A 25,449-nucleotide genomic window follows, 5' to 3' on the forward strand; every position below is an offset into this window, starting at 1 on the left:
ACGATGTCAACCACGAATGTTAAAATTCAACGTCATTTGGGCCAACGTACCCTTCAGAGAGGAGGACAATCGCCCTAAAACAGACAATACTGATCCGAACAGCCGATTATAGATCCGTTTAGCTAAATGCAATGAGCCCAGGATCGTCAACAGCAACCAAAACGAGACCGTTCAAAACGACTGGAGAGTGCCATTCTGTCTGTTCAGGAATCTCCTTTTCTCCCCGAAGTTCACCCGTTTCTGCTTCCATTGACACGAACTTCTGCGGGGACACAACTCCTGCCTGATGAGTCCCGTACAGATTTCCAGCTGCTGCTACGAGTGGATCATCAGGACTTGCTTCGGGCTCCCAGTCTGCTACGGGCTCGTTAGCATCGAGATCGTACGCAATCAGGCTGCAGTAGATCCTTTCATTGTCCACTGTTGGTCTATTTCTTAGTGTAGTGTCCTCAAACTCTGCAATTTCGTCTATCTCCCCACTGGATCCCTCAATCGTGATGAGAGAATTTTCATCTCGAGTATATATTTCTCCATCGACAACCGGAAACGTTCGGGTATAGCGGTCATCAATCCAAGTTTCTGTTTTATAAAGGTCGTGTTCCCAGAGATGGTCGCCTGAATCTCGTTCGTATGCTGCCACCGTGAACTCATCTTCGTCACTCTCCTCTCGTGATTGGACGTAGATCCAATCGGCATCGATTGCGATCGATTGAAGCGTTTCAGCCACCTCGAATTCGTTGCGTTCTTCACCGTCTTCGTCGACAACGAGAAGCCGATCCTCGAGACCAGCATAGATTAGCTCGTCGTAGATCCGAATACTACGAACGGATTGCTCGTGGCCGGTCGTCCACTGCACATCACCCGTCTCGTGGTCTCGTGCTTCGAGGCCATCTCCACCGGTAAAAACGGCCGACTCGGAAACTGCAAGTGCCTTTTGTTCTCCGGTTTCGTCTTCCCAGATAACTTCACCATCGGAAAGGTCAACTGCACTATACATTCCGCTCCTGTGGCTTACAAATGCAGTATCGTCGTAGACAACTGGTGGTTCGACGGTCCCTTCTAGGTCAGCAGTCCACTCAATTTCGGGTTCGCCATCGATACCGTCGTGTGGAACCGAGAGTCGATTGCGGGAATTGTACCGGATCATCGGCCAGGCCCCGTACTCGCCGTCGTCCGCGACGGCACCGGGATCGTCCTCCGGCGAGGTTCCGTTCCCGTCGGAGCCACTGGTACAGCCCGCGAGAGCGGCCATCCCGACTGTCGTCCCGGCACACGCCACTAACCACTGCCGGCGGGTTCGTCTATTTTCACCCATACATTTACTTATCGATGTTATTGACAGTAATGTATTCTTCGGAAGTGATTTTCTTCCTTCATTCACGTTGGAAAAATACTGCACAGAAACGGCACGTGGGGGCAAAGTTAGACGGTGGGCGATCCAGCCGACACGGATCGGCTGACCTACGTCGCCGAGGCCAGCCCCGTCGAGGTCGAACTCAACGACGGCTCGACGGTTCAAGTGGGGAAGAACGAAGCCGTCGACTTCGACACCAGTACCGAAGTGATCGTCATCATGCCCGGAGCCGTCGTCCAGACCGGTGGGCCGGTGCCGGCTGTCGCGGACGGCAAAGCGACCGATTCTGGTACCACCTATTGTTCAGACACTTGGAAGGAAGTCGGCCCAGATGCGAACTCGGACGCTGCAAACCGTTGTGATTGAAAGAGGTTAGGTTGCTCCCTAACTGAACGCTACAAGACCGGGAGAATCGATCGGAAGTAGTACCAGTCCATTCAGAACGATCGGGAGATGAGACTCCGCTTGTTCTGGGGATTGTTTGTCCCAGTTTACGTCTCCAGAAGTAGCATCCATCGACACAAGATATTGGGGTTCAGTGACACCGCCACTATCTGTGGTGTAGATTTCATCGTCGGCAAGAACCAACGAACGTCGCGTATTCACTTCCGGGTCCCACTCAGATAGCATGCTGTCGGTCTCGAGATCGTAGGCTACCGGTTCCGTTGTACGAATGTACAACCGGTCGTGATGAATTGTCGGTCTCGTCCACGGATCTCCCTCATCGAACGTGGCTACTGCTTCTCTTTCACCGGTAGCTCCATCGATAGCAATCACTTCGTTTTCGTCGACAGTATACACTGACTGGTCGATGACGGGGAACGTTCTGGTCACTCGATCGTCGAACCACTGTTCGGTCTGATGAACGCTATGTTCCCACAGTTGTTCTCCAGTATCGTGGTCGTACGCAGTCATCACGAACTCGTCTTCCTCTTCGTTAGGTCGGGAACGGACGTAGATCTGGTCGGAATCGATAGCCAGTGATAAAACAGTCTCCGGCGCTTCGAACTCGAGTTGCTCGTCCCCTTCTGCGTCCAGAACGATTACTCGATCCTCGAGACCAGCGTACACTTGTCCGTCGTAAATACGAAGTGTTTCGACGGACGGATCGTGACCAGTCGTCCATTGAACATCACCCTCGTCGTGATCGAGGGCTTCAACGCCATCTCCAGCAACGAAAACAGCGGCTTCGGACACCGCAATTGTCCTCATATCATCTGTTTCGTGTTCCCACACGATCTCGCCCTCGCTCAAGTCAATTGCAGTATACTTTCCGATAGAATGACTAACAAATGCCATCTCATCGTACACGACGGGTGGATCAACAGGCGACTCGAGATCGACAGTCCACTCAATCTCGGGTTCACCATTCAGGCCATCGTGAGGGACCGACAGCCGATTTCGAGAATTGTACCGAACCATCGGCCAGGCCCCGTACTCGCCGTCGTCCGCGACGGCACCGGGATCGTCCTCCGGCGAGGTTCCGTTCCCGTCGGAGCCACTGGTACAGCCAGCCAGGGCGGCCATCCCGACTGTCGTCCCGGCACACGCCACTAACCACTGCCGGCGGGTTCGTCTCTCTCGAGCCATAGTGTTACTTTTCGAGGGTGTTGAGAGTAAAGTATCCTCCGAAAGGAGTGCTCTTTTCGACCAGGGTCGCGGAACGAATACTCGAGCCGGTTTCTCGCCGGTCGTCGCTCACCCGAACACCTTTTGCCCTCACGGGAATCCTCTCGAGTATGATCGACGAGACGGTCGAGGAGATCACGGAGATGCAGACCCACAGCTCCTCGGTGGTCGCGGTGAAGGCGACCCGGGCGCTCGAGGAGTTGCTCGAGCGCGAGTTCGCGACGGTCGAGGAGTACCTCCGTGCGCTCGAGCGGAACGGAACCGTGTTGCGGCGGGCCAATCCCTCCCACGCGTCGCTCCAGAACGCGATTCGGGAGGTCGTCACGGACGTGACCGAGGCGGACCCGGAGACCGTCGCGGACGCGAAAGAACGGACCCAGGAGCAGATCGACGCCGTGATTTCCCGGGTGCAATCGGGCAAACGGCTGGCCGCCGAGAACGCGGCCGAACTATTAAGCGACGGGGAGACGCTGTTGACACACGACTACTCGTCGACGGTACTCGAGGCGCTCGAGCAGGCGACCGCCGAGGGCAAATCGTTCGAGGTCTACGTCACCGAGGCCCGACCCCGGTACATCGGCCGGAAGACGGCCCGGCGGCTGGCGGACGTCGAGGGCGTCGAGCCGACGCTCATCACCGACAGCGCCCACGGCCTCTACCTGGAGGAGTGTGACCGCGTCATCGTCGGGATGGACTGTATCGTCGACGAGACGCTGTACAACCGGGTGGGGACGTTCCCCATCGCGGCGACGGCGAACCAACTCGAGGTGCCGGTCACGGTGTTGGGGTCGGCGTCGAAGATCGTTACCGAGGGGTTCGTCTTCGAGAACGAGTATCGGTCGGGGAGCGAGGTGATGCCCGAACCCGCCGAGGGGTTCGCCGTCGAGAACCCCAACTACGACGCGACGCCGGTCGCGTTGCTCGAGAGCGTCGTCACCGACGAGGGTCGCCGGGAGTTTTAGTCGCGTTCGCCGAACGTTCGGGGGGACCCCTCGCGGGGTGTTGCCCAGTCCACGGCGTTTCGCAGCACTTGCTGGACGTGTTCGTGCTCGTAGATGGGATAGGTCTCGTGGCCGGGTCGGAAGTAGAAGATCCGGCCGCTGCCGCGCAGGTAACAGCAGCCGCTGCGGAACACCTCGCCGCCCTCGAACCAGCTGACGAAGACGAGTCGATCGGGTTCGGGGACGTCGAACGGCTCGCCGTACATCTCGGTTTGGGGCAACTCGAACGACTCCGGGAGACCGTCGGCGATCGGGTGGCCGGGATCGACGACCCAGACGCGCTCGGTAGCGCCGTCCTCGCGGTACTGGAGGTTACAGGAGGTCCCCAGGAGCCGCTTGAAGATCTTCGCGTAGTGGCCCGAGTGCAGGACGATCAGGCCCATCCCCTCGAGAACCTGCTCCTGAACGCGGTCGACGACGTCGTCCGAGACCTCGTCGTGGGCCTCGTGGCCCCACCAGAGCAGGACGTCCGTCTCCTCGAGTCGGTCCGGCGGGAGTCCGTGATCGGGTTCGTCGAGCGTCGCCGTCCGGACCGCGAATCGCTCGTCGAGCGCCGCGGCGATCGTGGCGTGAATGCCGTCGGGATACACCGCCTGCACTGCCTCGTCGGTTCGTTCGTGTCGGTACTCGTTCCAGACGGTGACCGTTACCATACCGTCTCCGACCACCTCGAAGCCCTTAGCTCGCCCCCGTAGACTCACGAGGAACTCGGGGCACTCCAGGTCGCGGTGCCGGCTTCCAGCGCCCCGAATTGTCTGGACGTTTGAAGAAAATATATCGTAATAAGTGAATGATTAGTGGTGTAACGGATTAATCGTACACAACTCTTATTTCCATCCCCGACCGGGTTCCTACATGGACTTCTGCCCTCACCCACAACCGACACCGAAATGGCGTCTTTCTCGGCGATCGCACCAGATCTCCCTCGAGAAATTCGGTGTTTACACATGAGCGATGGGAGCGTCGGTATCGGCGTCGTCGGCCTCGGTGGAATGGGAACCCTCCACGCCCGCCGTCTCCAGGAGCTCGGTGCCGACGTCGTGGCGGGGGCGGACCTCGTGGAAACCCAGCGACGACGCTTCGCCGACGAGTTCGGAGCCACCGTCTACGAAACCCACGACGAGCTCGTCGTCGACGAGGCGGTCGACGCGGTCGTCGTCACCACGCCCAACCGGTTCCACGAACCGATCGCGGTCGCTGCCCTCGAGGCCGGCCGTGACGTCCTCGTGGAGAAGCCGCTGGCACACTCCCTCGAGAGCGCGGAACGGATCGCTGCGGTCGCGAGGGAAGCCGAGGGCGTCTGTATGGTCGGCTTCCACAACCGCCACGCCGCGTCGATGCGGATGTTCGAGGAACACCGCGCTCGCGGCCGATTCGGCGATCTCACTCACGTCGAGGCGAACTACGTGCGGCGTCGGGGCGTCCCCGGCCCGGGATCGTGGTTCACCGACCCCGAACTGGCCGGCGGCGGCGCGTTGCTCGACATCGGCGTCCACGCCCTCGACCTCGCGCTGTACGCCCTCGAGTTCCCGGAGATTACCGAAGTCTCGGGCGTCACGCGTACGACGTTCGGCGACCGGCCAGACTACGCCGACCCCGAGGGCTTCGGCGACAACTGGGACGCCGAGGCAGAGACCTACGAGGTCGACGACTCCGTCAGCGCGTTCCTGCGGACCGCCGAGGGACAGACGATTTCGCTCGAGGCAGCCTGGGCGACCAACCGCGAGGAGGGCATGGACTTCCGCGTCCGGGGGACGGACGCCGGTGCCCAGTTCGACATCGGCGACACGGACGTGACTATCCTCGAGGCTGGCACCGCGGGCTGTGACCACTACGCCGACGTCGAACTCTCCGGCGATCCCTCGTTGACCGGCTACAGCACGCAGGACCAGCGGTTCCTCGAGGCTATCACGGCGGGGGCAGAACCCGAGACGAACACCCTCGAGCAGGCACTGACCGTCCAGCGGGTCATCCACGCCATCTACCGCTCCAGTGAAAGTGGCCGCTCGGTCTCGCTCGAGGAGGCCGACCTGGCGGTCGGTCAACGGGCCCAGCTCAACTGACGACTCGAGCGTGATCGACGCGTCAGTCGAACACTCGAGTCGTCAGTCTTCGAGTATCGACAACGGGAGGGATGGGACCGAAACCGATCGAAGCCCGATCCTCCGGTGAGCGAACGAACACCCACCCGTGAACCGGACGGTTCGGCTAGAACTTGATCGACGAGCGAGGAGTCACTCGAGGGACTGTAGAACGAGTGGTACCGTCGACTTGCCGTCCCTCGCTGGCCGGGTGCGTCCCCGGTACCGAGGGGAATAGCACCGATCGAAGCCGTTTTCGACTTCGTCGCGACTCCGTGGTAATCCCAAAGGTATTAATGCACATTCCTTCATCATTATCGAAGTAGAAGTTGACTATGGATCGAAAGAATTCTAGCGTATCCACACCGTCCCGACGAACGGTACTCCAGGTCGCCGGTGCCACGGGGGCCGCCGCGCTCGCGGGGTGTCTCGGGGGCGACGACGAGGCCGAACCGCTCGGCGAACTGCTCGAGGAGGAGCCGGACGAGTTCGAACCGCTCGAGATCGCACACTGGTGGACCGCCGGTGGCGAGGAAGAAGCCTTCGATGCGCTCGTCGAGGGCTTCGAGGAGGCGTATCCCGAGATCGAGGTCGACTCCTCGCCGTCGCCGGGCGGGGCCGGGAGCGCGCTCGAGGCCGACGTGCGCAACCGGGTCGTCGACCAGAATCCGCCGAGTACGTTCCAGGTCTGGCCCGGTCAGGCTCTGACTGACTACACCGACGAGGACCTGCTGTACGACATCGGCGATCACGTCTGGGACGACGAGATGGAGGACGCCTACATGGACGGGCCGATCGACGCCGCGCGCCCGAACGGGGACTTCGTCGCCGTCCCGATCAACATCCACCGGCTGAACAACCTGTTCTACAACGTCGACGTGGTCGAGGAGGCCGGCGTCGACCCGGCCGAGATCGACAGTCCGAGCGAACTGCTCGACGCGATGGCGGACGTCGACGACGCCGGCTACGTCGGGATGGCCCAGCAGACCCAGTCGGAGTGGTCGACGCTCCAGCTGTGGGCACAGGTCCTGCTCGGCGAGTACGGCGCTGATACCTACGAGACGTTCATCGAGGGGGACGTCGAGGCGGTCGAATCCGAGGTCCGCGACAGCCTCGAGATCGTCGTCGACTACAGCGAGTACTTCAACGAGGACGCGAGTTCGATGGCCGACTGGGACGACGCCAGCGCCTACATCAACCGGGGCGAGGCGGCGTTTTTCCACCAGGGCGACTGGGCCGCCGGCGAGTACGAGGCCGACGACGACCTCGAGTACGGCGAGGACTGGGACCACGTCGCGTTCCCGGGAACCGAGGACATGTACGCGTTGAACATGGACTCGTTCGTGTTCCCCGTCTACAACCCTTCGCCGAACGCGACGCTGCGATTCCTCCAGTACGCGGGGAGTGTCGACGCACAGGAACGGTTCAACCCGCCCAAGGGGTCGATCCCGCCGCGGACCGACGTCTCCGACGAGGCGTTCACGCCGTTCCTCTCCGACCAGATGGCCGACTTCGAGCGTTCGAGCGAGCAGCCGCCCTCGATCGCCCACGGGCTGGCGGTGCGACCGGCAATCCAGTCGGACGTCGAAGGTGCCTTCGCCAACTTCATCGACAACTGGGACGTCGACGAAACGTACGACGAACTCGTCGCCGCATTCGAGTAGCGTCCGGACTGAGCTATGGACTCGTTACGACAATCGCTCGACCGGCTCAACCCGCTGTCGACGGCCGACGTCGACGAGACCGACGCCCACGGAGATGCTGGCCTGTTCGAGAGGGTCCGTCGCAGCGACTTCGTCCAGTCGATGCCGTTCTGGCTCCCGCCGACGCTGCTCATCATGCTGTTCGTCTACGGAGCGATCGGCTGGAACGTCGCCATCTCGCTGACCGGCTGGTCCGGCCTCGGACAGCCCGACTACACGAATCTGACGCTCGATATGTACCGGCAACTGCCGGGCGATCCCGACTTCCGGGCGTCGTTCGTCAACACGATCTACCTGCTCGTTTCGTTCACCGGGGTCTCGCTGATCGTCGGGCTCGTACTCGCCTTGCTCGTCGACCGCAAGGTCCGCTTCGAGAACACGTTCAGAACGATCTACCTGCTTCCGATGGCGCTGTCGTTCGTCGTGACGGCGATCTTCTGGACGTGGATGTACAACACGTCGGAAGGATTGATCAACACGGCGTTGAGCGCCGTCGGACTCGACGCCCTCACCCAGGACTGGCTGGGTGATCCGCGGTTCAAACTCGCCGCGGTCGTCTTCGCGTTGATCTGGCAGTTCAGCGGCTACTGTATGATCGTCTACCTCGCCGGCCTCCGGTCGATCCCGACCGAACACTACCAGGCAGCACGGATCGACGGCGCGTCGACGCTGAAAGTCTACTGGCGAGTGATCATCCCACAGCTTCGCTCCTCGACCGTCGGGGCGGTCGTCGTCCTGATGGTCTTCGCCCTCAAGGCGTTCGACTTCATCTACGTCATGTTCGGCACGAATCCCGGTCGGTCGGTCGACATCCTCGCGGTGACGATGTACCGCGAGGCGTTCGAACGGACCGAGTGGGCCTACGGCGCAGCGATCGCCGTCGTGCTCTTCTTGCTCGCACTGACGATCATCGGTCCCTACGCCTACAACCAGTACAAACGAGGTGCACTCTGATGGCTTCGACCGACGATACACACAGCCCCATCGATCGGCTCCGCGAGTTGCCCCGGCGCGTTCGCCGACTCGAGCGCAAACGCGTCGCCCTGTACGGCACGCTGTTCGCGCTGGTCCTGGCCTACCTCTCGCCGCTGTACAGCGGCCTTACCACCGCGTTCAAGACACAGGACGCGTATCAGGAGACGACGCCGCTTCATCCCCCCTTCCTGGAGGGGTTTACGATCGATCCGTGGGTCACGGCCGGGAGCGAACTGGCCTTCGCGATGGTCAACAGCTTCGCGTTGACGATCCCGGGGGCCGTGCTGTCGGCGGTTCTCGGCAGCTTCGCGGCCTACGGGCTGACCAAGGTCGACTGGCGCGGACAGGCGTTCCTGCTCGCGCTGTTTCTCGCAGCGGTGTTTATCCCCTATCAGGCGGTGCTCGTTCCGCTGCGGCAGTTCTGGTCGATGATCGGCCTGAGCCAGCTCCATCCCCGGGGCGAACTGGTGGAGTTGATCGTCACCCACGTCGCCTACGGGGTTCCGATCTGTACGATCCTATTCCGATCGTACTACCGGACGCTCGATACGGAACTCATCGAAGCGGCCCGCCTCGACGGGGCGACCCTCGCGCGGATCTACCGGAAGATCGTGTTGCCGCTCTCGCTCCCGATGTTCGCCGTGACGCTGATCTACCAGTTCACCCAGATCTGGAACGACTTCCTCTTCGCGCTGGTGTTGCTCACGAACCGCTCGAACTACGTCGCCACCCTCGAGTTGAACGCGCTCGCGGGGTCGATGTCGACGGACTACAGCGTCCAGATGGCGGGGGCGTTCATCGCAGCGCTGCCGACGATTCTGGTCTACGTCCTGTTCGGAGAACAGTTCGCCAAGGGACAAACGATATGAACGAACGGAGAGACGATGGCTGATCTAGAACTCGACGACGTAACCAAAGTGTACGTAGAGAACGACGGCAACGAGATCACCGCCGTCGACGAGGTATCGCTCGAAATCGACGACGGGGAGTTCCTGGTGCTGGTCGGCCCCTCGGGCTGTGGGAAGTCGACGACCCTCCGAATGGTCGCGGGCCTCGAGAGTATCACCAGCGGCGAGATCAGGCTCGACGGGGAAGTGATCAACGACCGCAAACCCAAGGATCGGGACATCGCGATGGTGTTCCAGTCGTACGCGCTGTACCCCCACATGACCGTCCGCGAGAACATGGCGTTCGGGCTCGAGGAGTCGACGACGATGCCCGACGACGAGATCGCCGAGACGGTCGAATCTACCGCAGAGATGCTCGGCATCGACGATCTCCTCGACCGTAAGCCCGACGACCTCTCGGGCGGCCAGCAACAACGCGTCGCGCTCGGCCGCGCGATCGTCCGCGATCCCGAGGTGTTCCTCCTCGACGAGCCCCTCTCGAACCTCGACGCGAAGCTCCGGGCCCAGATGCGGACCGAACTCCAGCGACTGCAGGAGGAACTGACCGTCTCGACGATCTACGTCACGCACGACCAGACCGAGGCGATGACGATGGCGGACAAGATCGCCATCCTGAACGAGGGGCAGTTACAGCAGGTCGGCACGCCCCTCGAGTGTTACCACGAGCCCGCGAACCTGTTCGTCGCCGGCTTCATCGGCGAGCCGTCGATGAACTTCTTCGAGACGACCCGCGAGGACGACCGACTCGTCCACGACTGTTTCGAGTACGACCTCTCGAGGGAGACGGCCGCCGAGGTCGGCGACCACAGCGACCTCGTGCTCGGCATTCGACCGGAGGACGTCGAGCTGTCCGCCGGATCGGAGGGACGACACTCCTACGAGACCGTCGTCGACGTGGTCGAACCGATGGGCAACGAGAACAACGTCTATCTCACGTTCGCCGGCGACCACGACGAGACGTTCGTCGCGACCATCGACGGGTTGCAACACGTCGAGGAGGGAGAGTCCGTGATCGCGAAACTACCGGAGGAGGCGGTACACGTTTTCGACCGGGAGAGCGGACGCGCGCTTCGCAACCGGACGCTCGACACGGAGTCGGTGACCGACCTCCGTATCTAGCCGGCCGTCGGTCGCTCTCGGCTCCGTTCTCAGTCGATCGAACCCGCAGCGTCTTCTACAGCCGACCGATAGCCCCGCGCGACGAGCCGTGCGGCGACGACGTGTGCGTAGAACGCGACGAAAATCGCGACGACGCCGAACGCCGTCGCACGCGAGAGCGCCGCGAGGAGGAACGCCCAGCCCGGGACGACGAACAGAGCCGCGAACGTCCAGGCCATGAAGTAACCGCTGTGTCCGAGAATCGGGACGTACCGGTGGACGTCCGCGGCACCCGCCAGCCGTCCGCCCGTGGCCACGTATCCGACGGCCGCGGGATAGACGTAGCCGACGGTCACCACCAGCACCAGGACGACCGTCGTCCCGGTGAAAAACAGCAACGATCCGGCGAACCCGAGCGAATCCGCCGATACGGGGACCTGTAACAGCCCGCCGACCGTCGCGGCGACGATCACACCTCCTACCGCGGCGTATCCGAGCGTCACGGCCAGCAGTCGACAGCCGTCCCTGAAGACGGTGCCGACTGGCCGAAACCCGGGCGGGGTATCCGCGCCGTCGATCGTCGTCGCGACGACCCTGAACAGGTACCCGAGCAAGGCGACGACCGGGACCGTTCCGAGCGCGAGGAACACTACGGCCAGTGGAAGCGAGTGACTGACGCTCGTGAGCTGGAGGGTCATCGCCGCCACCAGCCCCAGCAGGCCGCCGGTCGCGAGGAGATCCGGTGACCGATCGCCCCGGAACGGGTACCGCATCCCCTCGTTCACGAGCAGCGCCATGGTCGGTCACAGGGAGCCTCCCCCTAAAACGGTTTCAATCCCTCTCCGAGCAGTGCCACTGCGGTCCCGGACCGGTGATCGACACTCGAGCGATGGCCATGCCTCCACGGGGGGATCGACGGCGAGAGGCGGACGGGGTCCGGCTACGAGACAGGACGATTCCGTCCTCAGGCCGGTCGAAATCGGGAGAATCGAGTGGAGTTAGATTACTTCGTCGAAGTCGTGGTGGCCGTGGATGTCGACGCCCTCGTCGGTGATCTCACAGAGGAAAACGCCGTTACCGGAGCCGGTGTCGCGCTCGGCGGCGGACTTGATCGAGCGGGCCGCGATGGTCGTCGCCTCGTCGTTCGAGAGGTCGTCCTCGTAGGCCTGCTCGAGGTGGCCGTAGGCCAGTTGCATCCCCGACCCCGTCACGGTGTACTCGTCCTCCATGACGCCGCCCGCGGGGTCGATACTGAAGACGTGGCTGCCCTCTTCGTCGACGCCGCCCAGGATCGGGTGGATGGCGAAGAACGGGCCGCCGCGGGCGAAGTTGCCCGCGAGGTTCGCCAGCGCCTCGATGCTCATGTCCTCGCCGCGACGGGACTCGTAGAGGTTGACCTCGGCCCGCAGCGTCGAGATAAAGGACTGTGCGCCGCCGACGCTACCGACCAGCGTCAGCGCGCCGGTCGGGTGGATCTGCTCGACCTTCTGGACGTTCTTGTTGGAGACGAACCGACCGCCGAGACTGGCGCGCATGTCCGTCGCGATGACGACGCCGTCCTCGGTCGTGATGCCGATGGTCGTCGTCCCGGTCTTGTTCACGTTGTCGAGGTCGGCCGTCGAGAGGTCGTTCTGTGGCAGACGACCCACTTCGGGCGCGTAGGGGTCGGAGTCGTCGGCCAACTGATCGACCGTCCGCGAGAAGTCCGAGTCGTGGTGCGGTGTACGCATTGACGGAACGTTACGGCCGGACGGTATAAAACACCGGCGTTCGTCCTCCCGTTTTACCGTAACGCGCGTGAGCGGACGGTCGACGCGCTCTCGGAGTCACGAAGCGAACTAGGCCCACGGGGCCGTCGCTCGGTGGCGAGTCAGCGCAAAACGAGCGCGAGCGGTCGATCAGGGCTGGGCGTTTTCGTAGGCCTCCTCGACGTTCGCGAGGAGTCGGTGGACCGGAAGGGTGATCCCGGCCTGGCGGGCGGTGATGGCGAGGGGCATCGCGACGATACCGATCACGATGCACAGTTGGTACAGTGCGAACAGGGTCGCGCGGTACACGCGGGTTATCATCGGCGTTCAGCCGTGTTCAGAGGCAGGGAGTATATAAGCTTTCTTGAAACTCGTAAAGTATAATGATCGTCCCTTATCGACCAGGTCGCCGCCGTGTTGCGATTCAACTGGAGTTTACTCGAGCCAAACTGAGGCAGTTTTCGGCTCGACATCGGGCTAAGCCTGCGGGAATCGACGCGGCAAATTCGCATAAGTTACGAGCATTATCGCTTTGACGTGCGCGGTCGGTCCGGACTGCCGTCTCGAGAGCGCGCGCCTCGGAGCGACGAACCGCAAAACAGGAAACCCCTCGGAACGACCAGGGCATATGGGCAATTATCTCGTCGCGATGGAGGCCGCATGGCTCGTTCGTGACGTCGAAGAGATCGACGACGCGATCGGCGTCGCGGTCAGCGAAGCCGGGAAACGACTCAACAACGAGGACATGGACTACGTCGAAGTCGAAGTCGGCGCGACGGGGTGTCCAGCCTGTGGCGAACCCTTCGACTCGGCGTTCATCGCGGCCGACACCGCGCTGGTCGGCCTGGCGCTCGAGATGGAAGTGTACAACGCCGACAGCGAGGAACACGCTTCCCGGATCGCCAAAAGCGAGGTCGGCGGCGCGCTGCGGGACGTCCCGCTGTCCGTCGTCGAAGTCGTCGAGACCCCCGACGACGAGTGAACCCGACTGCCGTTCCGAACTACCGCCGCGACCGCGACGCGGACGCGATCGGTCCGACGCTGTCCTCCAGCGTCGGTACGTGACGGGAGTCCGACGTTCGTCCCGACCGAGGATTGGCACGTACCCAAAGTACTTTTGATAACCCGTAGTTATCCCTTCGTATGGAACTTCCGACGCCCGCGGACCTGCGCCAGCGCCGAACCGAACTCGGGCTGACCCAGAGCGAACTGGCCGAGAAAGCCGACGTCTCCCAGCCGTTGATCGCCCGGATCGAAGGCGGTGACGTCGATCCACGCCTCTCGACGCTGCGGCGCATCGTCAACGCCTTAGAGAAGGCCGAAAGCGACGTGGTTCGCGCGGCGGACCTGATGAACGAGGCCGTCGTCAGCGTCGCGCCCGACGAACCGGTCAGCGAGGCCGCCCGCAAAATGGAGGAAGAGGCCTACTCGCAACTGGCCGTCATCCAGGAGGGGATTCCGGTGGGTTCGATCAGCCAGAGCGACCTCGTCCACCTCGACTCCGAGGACCGCGACGAACCCGTGGAACAGCACATGAGCGAGAGTTTCCCGACCGTTTCGAAGGACGCGACGCTCGACGAGATCAGTAACCTGCTCGAGCACTACAAGGCCGTGATGATCACCGAGGCCGGCGAGACAGTCGGGATCATCACCGAAGCCGACGTCGCCGCGCGGCTGTCGTAACTCCCGTTCGGCCCGGTTGTGTCCGACGCACCGTGATCGGAACGACTCGCTCGCCTGGGATAACTGACTTGTACAAGGGGCGAATACCGGGGCGTACGTATGGCGTTCAGCGATCAGTTGCTCGAGGAGGGCGAATCGATCTGGGAGGCACAGAAGAGCCATCCGTTCGTGACGGAACTGGCCGCGGGCACGTTAGACGAGGCGGCGTTCCTCCACTGGGTACGCCAGGACTACCGCTACTTGCTCGACTATGCCCGGGTGTTCTCCGTCGCGGGGACCAAGGCCCGCGACGAGGAGACGATGACCCACCTGCTCGGCGTCGCCCACGAAATTCTGGACTTCGAGATGGACCTCCACCGGGAGTTCGCCGCCGACTACGGGATCGACCCCGCCGACCTCGAGTCCGTCGAGAAGGCACCGACCTGCCACGCCTACACGAACTACCTCGTGCGGACGGCCCACGAGGGATCGATCGCCGAAATCGCGGCGGCGATCTACCCCTGCGGCCAGGGGTATCTCGACATCGCCGCCCACATGGACGACCTGCTCGAGGATCCCGAATCGAACCCGTACACGCCCTTTATCGAGAAGTACACCAGCGAGGAGTTTCACGAGGCCGTCGACTGGATGCGTGCGTTCGTCGACCGTTGTGGCGAACGTTACCCCGGGGAGCACGAGGCCATGCGCGAGGCCTTCCTGACGAGCGCGAAACTCGAACACCAGTTCTGGGAGATGGCCTACACCCAGGAAGGCTGGGAGACGACCGCGGGCAAGACGGTCTGATTATGCGTCGTCGACGTCGGGACGGGGCGCGTTCTCGTATTTGACCATCTTCTCCGGTCTGTCCGTGATCGACTCGTAGAGGCGTTCGAGCGTCTCCTCGGCGGCCAGCAGGTTGTGCTCCTCGAGAAACGCCCGTCCCTCCTCGGTCAGGCGGTAGAACTTCCAGGGGTAGCCCTGCCGTCGCCGGTCGTCGGGGAGCGTCACCTCCTCGAGCAGGCCCGCCTCGATCAGTTTCTGGACGTGTTTGTACACCGTCGCGTCGCTGACGCTCGGGTTCAACTGCTCGAGTTCGTACATCGAGGGCATCCCCTCGGGATGCTGGAGCACGTTGTTGAGCAGCGCGAACCGGGTCTCCTGGGTGACGAAGTGGAGGAGTTCGCGCGTTTGCGTCCCCTCGCCGGTTCCTAAACGGGTACTCATACGTGCCCCTTTGGACCGAGGGGGTAAGTAGTTTACCCTAGAGTAAATTACTCTCGAGTAAACTTCCGTGGAGTAACGCACCTCGGAGTAGTTACCCGGTGCGGTTCACTCCGGAGGAAGTGCCGATGAAGGGGCATACCGGCCGCTTCTCGACCGGACCGAACGATAGCCGACGGAAATCGGAAACGGAAACGACTCGACAACTACTATTTTCCGGTCGCGTGAACGGTCACGTATGACCGACTCCCAGCCGCCCGTCCCGGAGGAGATCCTCACGAGCGCGAGCGACCGCCTCGCCGAGGAGGAACTGACGCTGGCGGAGAACGAGGAACTCCTCCACGCGCTGAGCGAGTTGACCGGCATCTACGAACACGAGCGATCCTACTTCGTCCTCGGGAACTACGACCCCGAGCCGATTCGACGGGTGAACCTCGTCGTCGACCGGCTCAACCGCCGCACGGACGCCTACGCGTTCCGGATGGTCGACGTCCGCGGCGACTGGGAGAACGGCATCCAGAAGTTCTGTCTGATCGCGGATCTGGTCTCCCACGTCGTCGGCGTCGCCGAGAGGGAGCCGAGCGGCTTCCTCGTCGAACAGGGCCTGCTCGTCGGCACCGAGGAGTACTTCGAGAAGAGCCACGTCCTCAAGCGAACCTATCCGGACGCCGACGGCCACCCCTACGGCTGGATGGAAGACGGCGTCTTCGAGTTGCTCGAGCGGGAGGAGCGACTTCACGAGTGGCGAACCGAGGACGACCTGCTCGAGGCCATCGAGGAAATTCCGTGAGATTGTGGCCGTGACCGACCGATCGTACCGAACGTTGAAGGATTGTCAACGCGAACGTTAACGATAATGGGGACCGCGAACGAACACATCCGCGTCAGCGAAACGGTGAAACGGGAGCTCGAGAATCGCCGGCGAGACGGGGAATCCTACAACGACGTCCTCGAACGGCTCCTCGACGAGGACGACCGCGACCTGCTCGCCGGATTCGGACGGTGGTCCGATGACCACGCGGATCGCGTCAGGGAACGGCGCGAAGCGTCGAAACGCGAGTCGAAAGCGCGGACGAAACGGCTGGAGAAGGACGAATGAAGGTTCTCGACGCGACGTTTCTCATCGACTATCTCGACGGTGTCGACGCAGCCGCCGAGTATCTGCTCGCACACGAAACGGAGCGATTCATCGTTCCGGCACCCGCCTACGCCGAAGTACTCGTTGGAGAAGGGAACGCACCGAACGGGGACGTCGCCGCAGTGAAAGCCGACCTCTCCTGGGGAGAAGTCTACGAACCGACCGCCAACACTGCCACGCTCGCCGGCGAAATAGCGAACGAGATCGGGCCGGACGGCCCGTTCCTCACTGGGATGGACGGATTGATCGCTGCTACCGGCCGCGAACTCGGCGCTCCGGTCGTCTCGAACGATACCGATCTCACACACGAGGCGACGAAAGCGGTAGTCGACGTCGAAGAGTACCGCGATTGATCGTCGATAGGCCCGCTTCGATCCCTCTCACTGCGATTTCGGGAAGCCGAACGGCCGGCCCTTACTCGTGACCCGACACCGGCACGGGTTCGTAGGGTTCCTCGAGATAGGCGATATCCGACGCCGACAGCGAGATCTCGAGCGCTTCGACGGCCTGCTCTAGGTGTTCGACGCTCGTCGTTCCGATGATCGGCGCGTCGACCCAGTCCTTGTGCAACAGCCAGGCGAGGGCGATCTGGGCCATCGTCACGCCCTTCTCGGCGGCCAGTTCGGCGACGCGCTCGTTGATCTCGCGTCCGCCGCCGTCGCGGTAGGGGTGTTCGTACATGTGCTCCTCCGTCTCGCCGCGGGTCGTCGCGTCGATCTCCTCGTGGGGCCGCGTGAGGTACCCCCGCGCAAGCGGCGACCACGGGATCACGCCGACGTCCTCCTTCTCGCAGAGGGGCAGCATCTCGCGTTCCTCCTCGCGGTAGACGAGGTTGTAGTGGTTCTGCATCGTCTGGAACCGCTCGAGTCCGAGTCGATCGCTCGTGTGGAGCGCCTCGGCGAACTGGTGGGCCCACATCGACGAAGCACCGACGTAGCGGACGTGACCCCGTCGAACGGCGTCGTCGAGCGTCCGCAGGGTCTCCTCGATCGGCGTCTCGTAATCCCAGCGGTGGATCTGGTAGAGGTCGATCGTGTCCATCCCCAGGCGCTCGCGGCTGGCCGCGAGTTCCTGCTCGATCGCCTTCCGGGAGAGCCCGCCCGAGTTCGGGTCGTCATCGCGCATCTGGAAGTAACACTTCGTCGCGACGACGGACTCCTCGCGGTAGCCCTCGAGGGCCTCGCCGAGGATGCGCTCGGACTCGCCCCGCGAGTACATGTTCGCCGTGTCGAAGAAGTTGATCCCGAGGTCGATAGCTCGCTCGATGATCTCCTCGCTCTCCTCGTCCTCGAGGACCCACTCGCGCCAGTCGCTCGAGCCGAAGCTCATGCAGCCGAGACAGAGCCGACTGACCTCCAGCCCCGTCCCGCCGAGCGTCGTATACTCCATGGGCGGTCGTACGGACGAGTAACCCAAAACGGTACGTGGTCCGGCAATGCGAACGCCGGCCCGGTAGCTGACGTTCGCGTCATCCGTGGCGAATTTCTATCATTAACGGTAATACATCCGTCATTTTTTAGTGAGGCGAGAACGTATGGAATCGTGACCATGGCGGAAGAACAGAACGACCGTGACCGAAGCGGTAGCGACGACGGAGGCATCGTCTCCCGAATCAAGAACGTCTTCAGCCGCAGCTAATCGGTTCGTCGGCCGTTCGATTCCGTCATTTTCGTATTTCTCACGCAGTCCGCCAGTGATGAGTACCGTCGTGGTCCGACTGTGAGCGGCCCGAACTGTTCGCGCCGCCGTCGGTCGCTCAAACGATTCCGCGGACGAGCGATCCGAACGCGGGGAGGCCGATCGCCGCCACGATCGGCACGTAGACGATCGGCGTCGCCTCGAGCGCGACCGCCGCCGAATCGCCGAGCGAGACGGCGAACAAAACGAGTACGAGGAGGCCGAACCCGATCGCACCGAGGAGGGCCCGACCGATCGTCGGCGAGACGAGTCCGATCAGGATCCCGCCGAGGAGCAGGCCGATCCAGTGGACGTGCGCGACGCCGATGCCGACCCCAACGGCGGTCAGAACGGCACCGAGGTGGACCGTCGGTTCCGTCCGTAGGCGTTCGAGAGCCGCCACGAAATCCGTCGACTGGGAGCCACCCGTCTCGGTCCCCATCAGTCGTCACCTCCGTCGACGAACGTCAGGTCGGGATCGCCCTCGGGGTCGGCGTCCATCGACCGCAGTTCGCCGTCGAGCCAGGCGTCGAACTGGTCGGCGTAGTGAGCCGAGAAGTAATCGCCCGAGTTGCCGCCCGGCAGGATCGCCCGGGCCTCCTCGCCGGGCGCAACGACCATCCGCCAGCTCGAGCCCACGGCCGAGTCGACGCGGTAGTTCTTGACGGTGGCGTCCGAGCCGTCTGCCGGGCGCTCCTCGTAGTTCAAAAACGGGGCCTCGCCGCCGAAGGGGTGTTCCACGACGCGGGTCGAGTTCCAGTCGCCGTAGCGGTCCCAGCCCTCCGCGTCGATCTCCTCGAGGGCCGCCTCGAGCGCGTCGACCATCGCGTCGGCTCTCGAGCGGTCCGCGAAGACGTCGCTCTCCGGGGGAAGCGTCGCGAGCACCCAGTCGTTCGGGTAGTACGACGAATCGAGGTCGACGGGATCGAACACCGGTTCGAAGACGCCCTCGCGGTAGTGGGCGAACCACCTGGCGAACACGAGCGCCCCCTCGGCGTCGCGATCCATGCGGTAGTCCCAGTCCTCGAGCGTGCTCCTGGCTTCCGCGAGCCGTTCCGACTCGTCGGCAGTCGGCGCGTCGTCGAGCGCCTCGAGGAGGTCCGGGACCAATTGTGCTGCGCGCCCGTCGTAGACGTCGTCCTGCAACTGCCGGTGGAACTCGAGGTCGGTCGCCTCGCCGGACGCGACGCGGTCGTCCAGCCGATCGTAGATGCGCGCGCCGCGGTAAGGCGTCGCGTAGGCGACGCCGACGTAGTGGTCGGGATCGTCGACGACTCGCTGATTCGCCGTGGCGAGCACGTCCGGGTCGACCGCGTGGGGTTTCTCCTCGAAGGGGACGAACCCCTCCCAGGTGGACTCGCCGAACGGAGTGAACCCGTCCCACTCGCCCTCGCCGGCGGAGCCGTCGAAGATCCGGTTCCCCGAGACGACTTCGCCGTCGACCTCCCTGATCGGGAGCTTCCCGGTCGCGTAGTACAGCGTTCGGCCGTCGACGTCGGCGTAGACGAGGTTCTGGGTCGGCAGGTCGAACCGCCGGGTCGCCTCGAGGAGGTCCGCCAGTCCCTCGCTGCGTTCGTACTCGTAGATCGCCTCCGTCGTCCGGGTCGCGGTGTGGCCGGTCCACGCGACGCCGACGGTTCGGCCCTCGCGCTCGAGCACCGGGCCGTGAACCGTCTTTCGGACGGTCACGGTCCGATCCTCGCCACCGGAGACGGGGATCTCGCGCGTCTCGGTCTCGAACGCCCGCCACTCGCCGTCGTACCGGTAGCGGTCGCCGTCCTCGTCGATCTCGTAGGTGTAACAGTCGAGGACGTCGGCACCGACGTTGGTGAACGACCAGACGCCGGTCCCGTTCGCCCCGGTGATGACGAACGGAACCCCCGGGAAGGTCGCACCCCGGACCGCCGTCTCGGGCGTCTCGACGGCCTGTTCGTACCACAGCGGCGGCGTCATGAGCGAGAGGTGGGGATCGTAGGCCACCGTCGGCTGCCCGCTCGCCGTGTGCTCGCCGGAGATCACCCAGCTGTTCGAGCCGACGCCGGTCGGCGATTCGAACCGCGAGAGCCAGTCGGTCAACGCCTGGCCGATTCGGGACGCCGCCTCGTCAGCGTCGTCGGTCGATTCGTCGTCCCTCCTGCTGGAAGCGTCGGCTCCACTCACTCCGCCGGCCGTCCCGCTCAAACCACCGATGCTGCTCGTTCCGCCCGCCCCGCCCGCCGTCCCGCTCGAGGCACCGATACCGTTCGTTACGCTCGCCCCGTCCGCGTCGTCCAGTCTGTCGGCATCGATCCCGTCGCGGAGGATGGGTACGTCGTGATCCAGTCGGTCCGGGAACAGTTCCTCGTAGCGGTCGTCGTCCAGTCGATCCGCGATCACAGCCCGGCGGAGTTCGCCGAAGTCACCGGTCAGGTCCCAGGAGATCTGTTTCTCCATCAGCATCGAGTCGACCGCCGTCCAGGGATCGGGCTCGTACCCCAGCAGTTCGAACTCCAGGGGGAGCTGTTCCCGGTCGATAGCCGCGTTGACGCCGTCGACGTAGGCCTCGACGAGCGGGGCGGCGGGCGTCTCGGCGACCACCTCCCAGGTCGCCTCCGCCGCGCCGACGAAGTCCATCGCGACGTGGAACTCGTCGTCCTCGAGCGTCGCCTCCCCGGCCAGTTCGGACACTCGCCCGCGCATGACGCGTCGCTGCAGGTCGAGCTGGAAGAGCCGGTCGAACGCCTGGACGTAACCCACGCCGAAGTACGCCGCCGCCTCGTCGTCGGCCTCGACGGTCGGGACGCCGTACTCGTCGTACCGGACGGCGGCCTCGCCGTACGGACTCTCGACCCGCTCGGAAAGCGTTCGGTTCGCCGCCTCCCAGGCGTCCCCCGACAGCGGCGCGAACGAATCGAGGAGTTCTCGAGCCGACGGCAGCGTCAATCCACCCACCCCTGCGGCCAACGCTCCGGCGAGTACGCCACGACGTGTGGTATCGTTCATCAGTGTTGGATCACCTCATCCCAGCTACAAAAACGTCCCCCGTCAGCGCAGTCGTGAAAATACACGACCGATCGCTCGGCCGATCACAGCGCGTCCGCCTCGAGGCGGACGACGGCGCGTCGGACGAGGCCGATCGCGACGGCGGCGAACAGACAGTAGGCCGCCAGCAGCAGCCAGGTCGTCGCCGTCGGGTTGCCGATGGCGAACTTCGCGACGGTGTTGGCGGGGTGTTCCGGCAGGAGCGTGGCGACGACCAGCGCGCTGACGACGCCGATCGAGTACAGCAGTTGGGCCTGTCGCCGATCGGGTGCGTAGAGGGCGACGCCGGCCCCGACGGCGACGACGAACAGCGACAGCGCCCCGACCAGACCGAGCAACGCGAGCGGGTTCGCGATCGCCGTCCCGTTGACTGCGAGCAACGCCAGCCAGGCGGCCGCCTGGATCGGCGCGAGCGCGGTGATCGCGAGCAGTTTGGCGTCGATCACGTCGACGAGCGAGGGCGGCGCGACCCGGAGCAAGGCGAGCGTCCCCCGCTCGCGTTCCTCGCTGAGCGAGTCGACGACGAGCGACCCGCTGATAAACGGTGGCAGGAACAACAGCAACGGAACCAGTACGGTGTACGTGAAGCCGACGTACGGACTGGCCTCGATTCCCGAGGGCACCGACAGCGGCGGCCGCTCGAGTCGGTTCGCGTTCGCCAGCCGCGCGTCCTGTTCGACGCTCTCTAGGACCTCCCGGAGCTGGACGACGAGGACCGTCGACTCGATGCCGCCGTCCGGTGCCGTCGCGTCGACCACGAGTTGTCCCTGGTCGTTCCGGTTGGCGTCGAGTACGGCCGAGACGGCCTCGCTGTCGAACGCCTCGTACGCGTTCGAGCGGTCCGCGAACTCGTGTGCGCTGACGCCCGCTTCCGCGTTCGCCGCCGCCAGCAGTTCGTCGGGATCGTCGCCGGTGATGGCGATGTCGGTCTGATACCCCTCCACCGCACCCGGATCGTACATCGAGACGAGGCCGACGACCAGGAACGACGAGAAGGCCGCGATGAACAACTGGATGGCGATCGCCAGCACGATCGTCTTCTCCGAGCGCAGCGAGGCCAGTTCCCGCCGTGCAATCGCCCACCGGGCACGCCAGACGGACTGTGGCCCCGTCTCTTGGGCTCGAGTCGGCGGGTTCGGTCCGATCGCGTCCGACCGAGCCGTGCCGTCGGTCTCCGAAAGCGACTCGCGCTCCGGCGATCCGACGTCGTCCTCGGGGGTCGATCCGTCGTCGCGATCAGGCGACAAGCGTGATCACCCCCAGATTGTAGACGGAGTGGACCAGGGTCGCCAGCAGGAAGGCGACGGCGTAGGCCGCCCGGCCGCGCGTCGCGCCGAGCGCGCCGATCACGGCCGTACCCACGTGCAGCACCATCGGCGCGAAAAAGAGCGCGACCAGGACGAGCGGATCGCTCGAGATCGCGGGGCCGAACGCGGCGACGGCAACGTCCAGTTCGGGTAAGCCGACGAGCTGGACGATCTGTGTGAACTTCTCGCCGACGAAGAAGCCGACGCCGGAGAGCGTACCCAGGACGACGCCGACCCGGAGCGAGCGATCGAACCGCGAGCGGGCGACGCCGGCGTAGACGTGGATGCTCTTGGCGAACTCCTCGATGGCGGCCGCGAGCACGAACACGATGGGGAGCGCGAGGGCGTCGGGGACGGCAAACAGCAACGCGACCACGAGCAACTGCCCCGCGAAGACGAACGGGATGAACAGGATCGAGAGAGCGAAGGGGGCGGCGTTGCGGTGGACGCGAGCGGTGATCGCGTCGATCTGGGCCACGATGGCGTCGACGATCTTTGCGGGGATCGGCTTCTGGGCGAACATGTCCTCCTCGCGGTAGACGCCGATTCCGAGCAGGAAGAGGACGGCCCCGCCGAGGTAGAACGTCCCCGTCGAGAACGCGTACTCCCCGAGCGAGACTGCCTCTCCCTGCAGGTCCATCACGATCAGCGTCAGCGGCGAGATCAACGCGATCGGCGTCACGTCCGTGAAGATCGCCGGGACGAACACGTACGTCGTCAACACCACGCTGATCGTGACGGTGACGAACGTGAGTTCCTTGAACGAACGGGCGAACATCGCGCCGGCGAACGTCGCCGCCAGAAACGCCACTGCGATCGGGAAAACGGCGGCGATCGAGAGAACGCCGCCATCGATCGCGAGCGCGATGACGGTCGAGATGGCGGCGAGACCGAGGAGGTAGGGAAGCGTCTTCCCCGCGACGATCTCGCGGCGGGCGGCCGGCGAGACCAACAGCAGTTCCCCCCGACGGTTGATGCGCTCGTCCATGATCGTGCTTCCGTACGCCTGGATCACGAAGTTCATCGGCACGACGAACAGAAACGCCAGCACCAGCGACTCGAACGGGAACGGCGGGGAGAGCGTCGACGGCGATCCCGGACTCGTGCCCGTCGACTCGAGCGTTCCGTCGCCGACGTCGGGAACCGGCATCCCGTCGTCCGTGGACGCCGTGCGGTCGCCAGCGCCGGCCGATCCCTCGTCGCCGTCGACCGTCGGCTCGTCGTCCGCTCCCCGCTCGTCGGTCTCGCCCGCCGTCGAGTCGGATTCGGACCCGTCATCCGTGCCGCCGTTCCCTCCTTCGGCATCGTCGTCAGAGAGGTGTGCGTCTCCCTCGTCGGTAGCCGTCTCCTGACCGGTATCGGTCTCGATCCCGCCTGCCGCGCCGTCGTCGTCCGTCGTCTCGGACGCGGCAGTCGAGTCCGAACCCGCCTGCGTCCGGTACTCGAGATCGACGAGGACGGGATAGGCGGCCGTTTCGTCGCTCTCGGCGGCCATCAGGTGTTCGTTGTACGTCTCGACGGCCGACTGGAACGCGTCGTAGGCGGCCTCACCGTTGGGACCGTGGTAGCCGATTCGGCCGTCACCGAGGACGACGACGTCCGCGTTACCGTCCCCGTCGGATATCGCGACCGCCGAGAGCGGAATCGGTCTGAACTCCTCGCTCTCGACGGCGACGTCGTAGTAGGGATCGTCCTCGTCGACGCCGACGACGTAGATCTCTTCCTCGAGGCCGAGACCGTCGTCGGCGACCGAAAGCCCGACGACGCCGGCGACGACCACCGTCGCGAGCACGAGCAGGAGGGTCTTTCGATCGACGGTTCCGGTCGTTCGCGTGACCTCCCAGCGGGCGATCCGGGCGGTTCTGGCGACGCCGGCGCGGAGCCGCCGCCACCGCGAGGCCGGTTCGCCGTCGGCGTCCGGATCGAAACCGTCGACGTCCCGATCGTCGCTCACGTTTCGGCCGCCTCCGGGTCGGGTGCGTCGCTCGCGATCTCGAGGAAGATGTCCTCGAGACTGGGCGTTTCCGTCTGAATGTCGGTGATCTCTCCGCCTGCGGCCGTGACGGCCTCCCGGATCGCCTCGACGTGGCGCATCTCGTGGACGACGTGCTCGACGTGGCCGTTCTCGCGTCGGACTTCGACGGCGGCGGATTCCGCATCGGCCTCCCGGGACGAACCGTCGTCGGGTACCAGCCCGTCGCTCCCGTCGACCGTCGCGTAGACGTGGTACGTCGTGCCGCCGTGTTCGTCGCGGATCTCCTCGAGCGTCCCCCGGGCGACGATCCGTCCCTCGTTCATCACGGCGACGCGATCGCAGATGCTCTCGACGTGAAAGAGGTTGTGCGCGCTGAAGACGACGGTCTTGCCCTCCTCGCTCAGCTCCCGGGTGAACTCGATGATGTAGTTGGTGGTGAGCGGGTCGAGCCCTGAGGCAGGTTCGTCGAAGATGAGTACGTCAGGATCGTTCACCAACGCCCGCGTGATCGCGACCTTGCGTTGCATCCCCTTCGACATGTTGCCGATCCGCCGGTCGCGGTGCTCGAGGTCGAGGCGATCGAGCGTCCGTTCGATGCGTTCCGCGGCGATATCGCTGGGAACGCCGTAGAGGTCGGCGAAGAAGGCGAGATAGCTCCGCGGAGTCATGTCCTCGTAGAGCGGCGATTCTTCGGGGAGGAAGCCGAGTCGGCGTTGCATCGCCGGCTCGCCGGGTTCGTGGCCGGCGACGACGGCGGTCCCGTCGGTCGGTTCGATCAGTCCGGCCAGCATCTTCAGCGTCGTCGTCTTCCCCGCGCCGTTGGGGCCGACGACGCCGTAGACCTCGCCGCGCTCGATGGCGAAGCTACTGCCTTCGACCGCGGCGAACTCCCCGTATTCCTTTCGTAAATCCGTAACGTCGACGATCGCCATAGAGTCGTTACTCGAGACT

The 25,449-nt window shown here is 64.1% G+C and carries 26 protein-coding genes; 13 read left to right on the plus strand and 13 right to left on the minus strand.

Annotated elements, in window-relative coordinates:
* Positions 1-118 precede the first annotated feature (118 nt).
* A complete protein-coding gene (locus TX79_RS18930; protein ID WP_081655466.1) occupies positions 119-1,315 on the minus strand; it encodes an outer membrane protein assembly factor BamB family protein in 1,197 nt (398 codons plus the stop codon).
* A gap of 114 nt (positions 1,316-1,429) precedes the next feature.
* Between TX79_RS18930 and TX79_RS02275 the strand changes: the two genes are divergently transcribed.
* Positions 1,430-1,720, plus strand: coding sequence for a DUF7286 family protein (locus tag TX79_RS02275; protein WP_049925491.1), 291 nt, complete (start codon positions 1,430-1,432; stop codon positions 1,718-1,720).
* 18 nt (positions 1,721-1,738) lie between these two features.
* Here TX79_RS02275 and TX79_RS02280 read toward each other — a convergent pair whose 3' ends face one another.
* Positions 1,739-2,944 carry an outer membrane protein assembly factor BamB family protein gene (locus TX79_RS02280; protein WP_081655467.1) on the minus strand — a complete coding sequence of 402 codons (1,206 nt, stop codon included), beginning with the start codon at positions 2,942-2,944 and terminating at the stop codon, positions 1,739-1,741.
* 149 nt (positions 2,945-3,093) lie between these two features.
* On the opposite strand from TX79_RS02280, the gene TX79_RS02285 reads away from it, so the two are divergent.
* Positions 3,094-3,945: a translation initiation factor eIF-2B gene (locus TX79_RS02285; protein ID WP_049925493.1), complete on the plus strand. Its 852-nt coding sequence runs from the start codon at positions 3,094-3,096 to the stop codon at positions 3,943-3,945.
* Here TX79_RS02285 and TX79_RS02290 read toward each other — a convergent pair.
* The gene (locus tag TX79_RS02290; protein ID WP_049925494.1) at positions 3,942-4,637 is read right to left on the minus strand and encodes a ThuA domain-containing protein; all 696 of its coding nucleotides are present in this window, start codon (positions 4,635-4,637) and stop codon (positions 3,942-3,944) included. The genes TX79_RS02285 and TX79_RS02290 overlap by 4 nt on opposite strands.
* 294 nt (positions 4,638-4,931) lie before the next feature.
* Here TX79_RS02290 and TX79_RS02295 point away from each other — a divergent pair, with 294 nt between their 5' ends.
* The 5 genes from TX79_RS02295 (at position 4,932) to TX79_RS02315 (ending at position 10,770) form a co-directional block, all read left to right on the plus strand.
* On the plus strand, positions 4,932-6,047 hold the full coding sequence (locus tag TX79_RS02295) for a Gfo/Idh/MocA family protein (RefSeq protein ID WP_049925495.1): 1,116 nt from the start codon (positions 4,932-4,934) through the stop codon (positions 6,045-6,047).
* Positions 6,048-6,400: 353 nt separating this feature from the next.
* Complete coding sequence (locus tag TX79_RS02300) at positions 6,401-7,729, plus strand: ABC transporter substrate-binding protein (RefSeq protein ID WP_049925496.1); 1,329 nt, start codon at positions 6,401-6,403, stop codon at positions 7,727-7,729.
* Between the two features lie 15 nt (positions 7,730-7,744).
* On the plus strand, positions 7,745-8,722 hold the full coding sequence (locus tag TX79_RS02305; RefSeq protein ID WP_049925497.1) for a carbohydrate ABC transporter permease: 978 nt from the start codon (positions 7,745-7,747) through the stop codon (positions 8,720-8,722).
* Entirely contained in the window at positions 8,722-9,612 is an 891-nt protein-coding gene (locus TX79_RS02310) for a carbohydrate ABC transporter permease (RefSeq protein WP_081655468.1), read from the plus strand. Before TX79_RS02305 ends, TX79_RS02310 begins: the two co-directional genes overlap by 1 nt.
* A gap of 15 nt (positions 9,613-9,627) precedes the next feature.
* Positions 9,628-10,770 carry an ABC transporter ATP-binding protein gene (locus TX79_RS02315; protein WP_049925499.1) on the plus strand — a complete coding sequence of 381 codons (1,143 nt, stop codon included), beginning with the start codon at positions 9,628-9,630 and terminating at the stop codon, positions 10,768-10,770.
* Between the two features lie 29 nt (positions 10,771-10,799).
* Here TX79_RS02315 and TX79_RS02320 read toward each other — a convergent pair whose 3' ends face one another.
* From TX79_RS02320 to TX79_RS19530, 3 genes are all read right to left on the minus strand, one after another.
* Positions 10,800-11,546: a DUF4013 domain-containing protein gene (locus TX79_RS02320; RefSeq protein WP_049925501.1), complete on the minus strand. Its 747-nt coding sequence runs from the start codon at positions 11,544-11,546 to the stop codon at positions 10,800-10,802.
* Between the two features lie 201 nt (positions 11,547-11,747).
* Positions 11,748-12,479, minus strand: coding sequence for an archaeal proteasome endopeptidase complex subunit beta (psmB, locus tag TX79_RS02325; RefSeq protein WP_049925503.1), 732 nt, complete (start codon positions 12,477-12,479; stop codon positions 11,748-11,750).
* Positions 12,480-12,647: 168 nt separating this feature from the next.
* Positions 12,648-12,818, minus strand: coding sequence for a hypothetical protein (locus tag TX79_RS19530; protein ID WP_195892443.1), 171 nt, complete (start codon positions 12,816-12,818; stop codon positions 12,648-12,650).
* A gap of 307 nt (positions 12,819-13,125) precedes the next feature.
* Between TX79_RS19530 and TX79_RS02330 the strand changes: the two genes are divergently transcribed.
* The 3 genes from TX79_RS02330 (at position 13,126) to tenA (ending at position 14,963) form a co-directional block, all read left to right on the plus strand.
* Complete coding sequence (locus TX79_RS02330) at positions 13,126-13,479, plus strand: DUF555 domain-containing protein (RefSeq protein ID WP_049925504.1); 354 nt, start codon at positions 13,126-13,128, stop codon at positions 13,477-13,479.
* A gap of 161 nt (positions 13,480-13,640) precedes the next feature.
* Entirely contained in the window at positions 13,641-14,180 is a 540-nt protein-coding gene (locus TX79_RS02335; RefSeq protein ID WP_049925505.1) for a CBS domain-containing protein, read from the plus strand.
* Positions 14,181-14,279: 99 nt separating this feature from the next.
* Positions 14,280-14,963, plus strand: a complete 684-nt coding sequence (gene tenA / locus TX79_RS02340) for a thiaminase II (protein WP_049925507.1) — start codon at positions 14,280-14,282, stop codon at positions 14,961-14,963.
* Here tenA and TX79_RS02345 read toward each other — a convergent pair whose 3' ends face one another.
* Complete coding sequence (locus tag TX79_RS02345; protein ID WP_049925508.1) at positions 14,964-15,383, minus strand: helix-turn-helix transcriptional regulator; 420 nt, start codon at positions 15,381-15,383, stop codon at positions 14,964-14,966.
* A gap of 235 nt (positions 15,384-15,618) precedes the next feature.
* Between TX79_RS02345 and TX79_RS02350 the strand changes: the two genes are divergently transcribed.
* The 3 genes from TX79_RS02350 to TX79_RS02360 all read left to right on the plus strand — a co-directional run bounded on the left by TX79_RS02350 (position 15,619) and on the right by TX79_RS02360 (position 16,871).
* Positions 15,619-16,170 carry a hypothetical protein gene (locus TX79_RS02350; protein WP_049925509.1) on the plus strand — a complete coding sequence of 184 codons (552 nt, stop codon included), beginning with the start codon at positions 15,619-15,621 and terminating at the stop codon, positions 16,168-16,170.
* Between the two features lie 66 nt (positions 16,171-16,236).
* Positions 16,237-16,479, plus strand: coding sequence for an antitoxin VapB family protein (locus TX79_RS02355; protein ID WP_049925511.1), 243 nt, complete (start codon positions 16,237-16,239; stop codon positions 16,477-16,479).
* Complete coding sequence (locus tag TX79_RS02360; protein WP_049925512.1) at positions 16,476-16,871, plus strand: PIN domain-containing protein; 396 nt, start codon at positions 16,476-16,478, stop codon at positions 16,869-16,871. The genes TX79_RS02355 and TX79_RS02360 overlap by 4 nt, the downstream gene beginning before the upstream one ends.
* Before the next feature lie 61 nt (positions 16,872-16,932).
* On the opposite strand, the gene TX79_RS02365 is transcribed toward TX79_RS02360, so the two are convergent.
* From TX79_RS02365 to TX79_RS02390, 6 genes are all read right to left on the minus strand, one after another.
* A complete protein-coding gene (locus TX79_RS02365) occupies positions 16,933-17,907 on the minus strand; it encodes an aldo/keto reductase (RefSeq protein WP_049925514.1) in 975 nt (324 codons plus the stop codon).
* Positions 17,908-18,274: 367 nt separating this feature from the next.
* Positions 18,275-18,637, minus strand: coding sequence for a hypothetical protein (locus TX79_RS02370; RefSeq protein WP_049925516.1), 363 nt, complete (start codon positions 18,635-18,637; stop codon positions 18,275-18,277).
* Entirely contained in the window at positions 18,637-21,180 is a 2,544-nt protein-coding gene (locus TX79_RS02375) for a penicillin acylase family protein (protein WP_049925518.1), read from the minus strand. Before TX79_RS02375 ends, TX79_RS02370 begins: the two co-directional genes overlap by 1 nt.
* Before the next feature lie 80 nt (positions 21,181-21,260).
* Positions 21,261-22,463: an ABC transporter permease gene (locus TX79_RS02380; protein WP_394324989.1), complete on the minus strand. Its 1,203-nt coding sequence runs from the start codon at positions 22,461-22,463 to the stop codon at positions 21,261-21,263.
* Entirely contained in the window at positions 22,453-24,477 is a 2,025-nt protein-coding gene (locus TX79_RS02385) for an ABC transporter permease (RefSeq protein WP_049925519.1), read from the minus strand. Before TX79_RS02385 ends, TX79_RS02380 begins: the two co-directional genes overlap by 11 nt.
* Positions 24,474-25,430: an ABC transporter ATP-binding protein gene (locus TX79_RS02390; RefSeq protein WP_049925520.1), complete on the minus strand. Its 957-nt coding sequence runs from the start codon at positions 25,428-25,430 to the stop codon at positions 24,474-24,476. Before TX79_RS02390 ends, TX79_RS02385 begins: the two co-directional genes overlap by 4 nt.
* Positions 25,431-25,449: the final 19 nt, after the last annotated feature.

Origin of the sequence: Halopiger goleimassiliensis, assembly GCF_000455345.1 — an archaeon.
GTDB lineage: Archaea > Halobacteriota > Halobacteria > Halobacteriales > Natrialbaceae > Halopiger_A > Halopiger_A goleimassiliensis.

Bases quoted from the DNA above. Each gene is read 5' to 3' on its own strand.
- TX79_RS18930 (WP_081655466.1), bottom strand. From the start codon at position 1,315: ATGGGTGAAAATAGACGAACCCGCCGGCAGTGGTTAGTGGCGTGTGCC.
- TX79_RS02280 (WP_081655467.1), bottom strand. From the start codon at position 2,944: ATGGCTCGAGAGAGACGAACCCGCCGGCAGTGGTTAGTGGCGTGTGCC.
- TX79_RS02285 (WP_049925493.1), top strand. From the start codon at position 3,094: ATGATCGACGAGACGGTCGAGGAGATCACGGAGATGCAGACCCACAGC.
- TX79_RS02290 (WP_049925494.1), bottom strand. From the start codon at position 4,637: ATGGTAACGGTCACCGTCTGGAACGAGTACCGACACGAACGAACCGAC.
- TX79_RS02295 (WP_049925495.1), top strand. From the start codon at position 4,932: ATGAGCGATGGGAGCGTCGGTATCGGCGTCGTCGGCCTCGGTGGAATG.
- TX79_RS02300 (WP_049925496.1), top strand. From the start codon at position 6,401: ATGGATCGAAAGAATTCTAGCGTATCCACACCGTCCCGACGAACGGTA.
- TX79_RS02305 (WP_049925497.1), top strand. From the start codon at position 7,745: ATGGACTCGTTACGACAATCGCTCGACCGGCTCAACCCGCTGTCGACG.
- TX79_RS02310 (WP_081655468.1), top strand. From the start codon at position 8,722: ATGGCTTCGACCGACGATACACACAGCCCCATCGATCGGCTCCGCGAG.
- TX79_RS02315 (WP_049925499.1), top strand. From the start codon at position 9,628: ATGGCTGATCTAGAACTCGACGACGTAACCAAAGTGTACGTAGAGAAC.
- TX79_RS02320 (WP_049925501.1), bottom strand. From the start codon at position 11,546: ATGGCGCTGCTCGTGAACGAGGGGATGCGGTACCCGTTCCGGGGCGAT.
- psmB (WP_049925503.1), bottom strand. From the start codon at position 12,479: ATGCGTACACCGCACCACGACTCGGACTTCTCGCGGACGGTCGATCAG.
- TX79_RS19530 (WP_195892443.1), bottom strand. From the start codon at position 12,818: ATGATAACCCGCGTGTACCGCGCGACCCTGTTCGCACTGTACCAACTG.
- TX79_RS02330 (WP_049925504.1), top strand. From the start codon at position 13,126: ATGGGCAATTATCTCGTCGCGATGGAGGCCGCATGGCTCGTTCGTGAC.
- TX79_RS02335 (WP_049925505.1), top strand. From the start codon at position 13,641: ATGGAACTTCCGACGCCCGCGGACCTGCGCCAGCGCCGAACCGAACTC.
- tenA (WP_049925507.1), top strand. From the start codon at position 14,280: ATGGCGTTCAGCGATCAGTTGCTCGAGGAGGGCGAATCGATCTGGGAG.
- TX79_RS02345 (WP_049925508.1), bottom strand. From the start codon at position 15,383: ATGAGTACCCGTTTAGGAACCGGCGAGGGGACGCAAACGCGCGAACTC.
- TX79_RS02350 (WP_049925509.1), top strand. From the start codon at position 15,619: ATGACCGACTCCCAGCCGCCCGTCCCGGAGGAGATCCTCACGAGCGCG.
- TX79_RS02355 (WP_049925511.1), top strand. From the start codon at position 16,237: ATGGGGACCGCGAACGAACACATCCGCGTCAGCGAAACGGTGAAACGG.
- TX79_RS02360 (WP_049925512.1), top strand. From the start codon at position 16,476: ATGAAGGTTCTCGACGCGACGTTTCTCATCGACTATCTCGACGGTGTC.
- TX79_RS02365 (WP_049925514.1), bottom strand. From the start codon at position 17,907: ATGGAGTATACGACGCTCGGCGGGACGGGGCTGGAGGTCAGTCGGCTC.
- TX79_RS02370 (WP_049925516.1), bottom strand. From the start codon at position 18,637: ATGGGGACCGAGACGGGTGGCTCCCAGTCGACGGATTTCGTGGCGGCT.
- TX79_RS02390 (WP_049925520.1), bottom strand. From the start codon at position 25,430: ATGGCGATCGTCGACGTTACGGATTTACGAAAGGAATACGGGGAGTTC.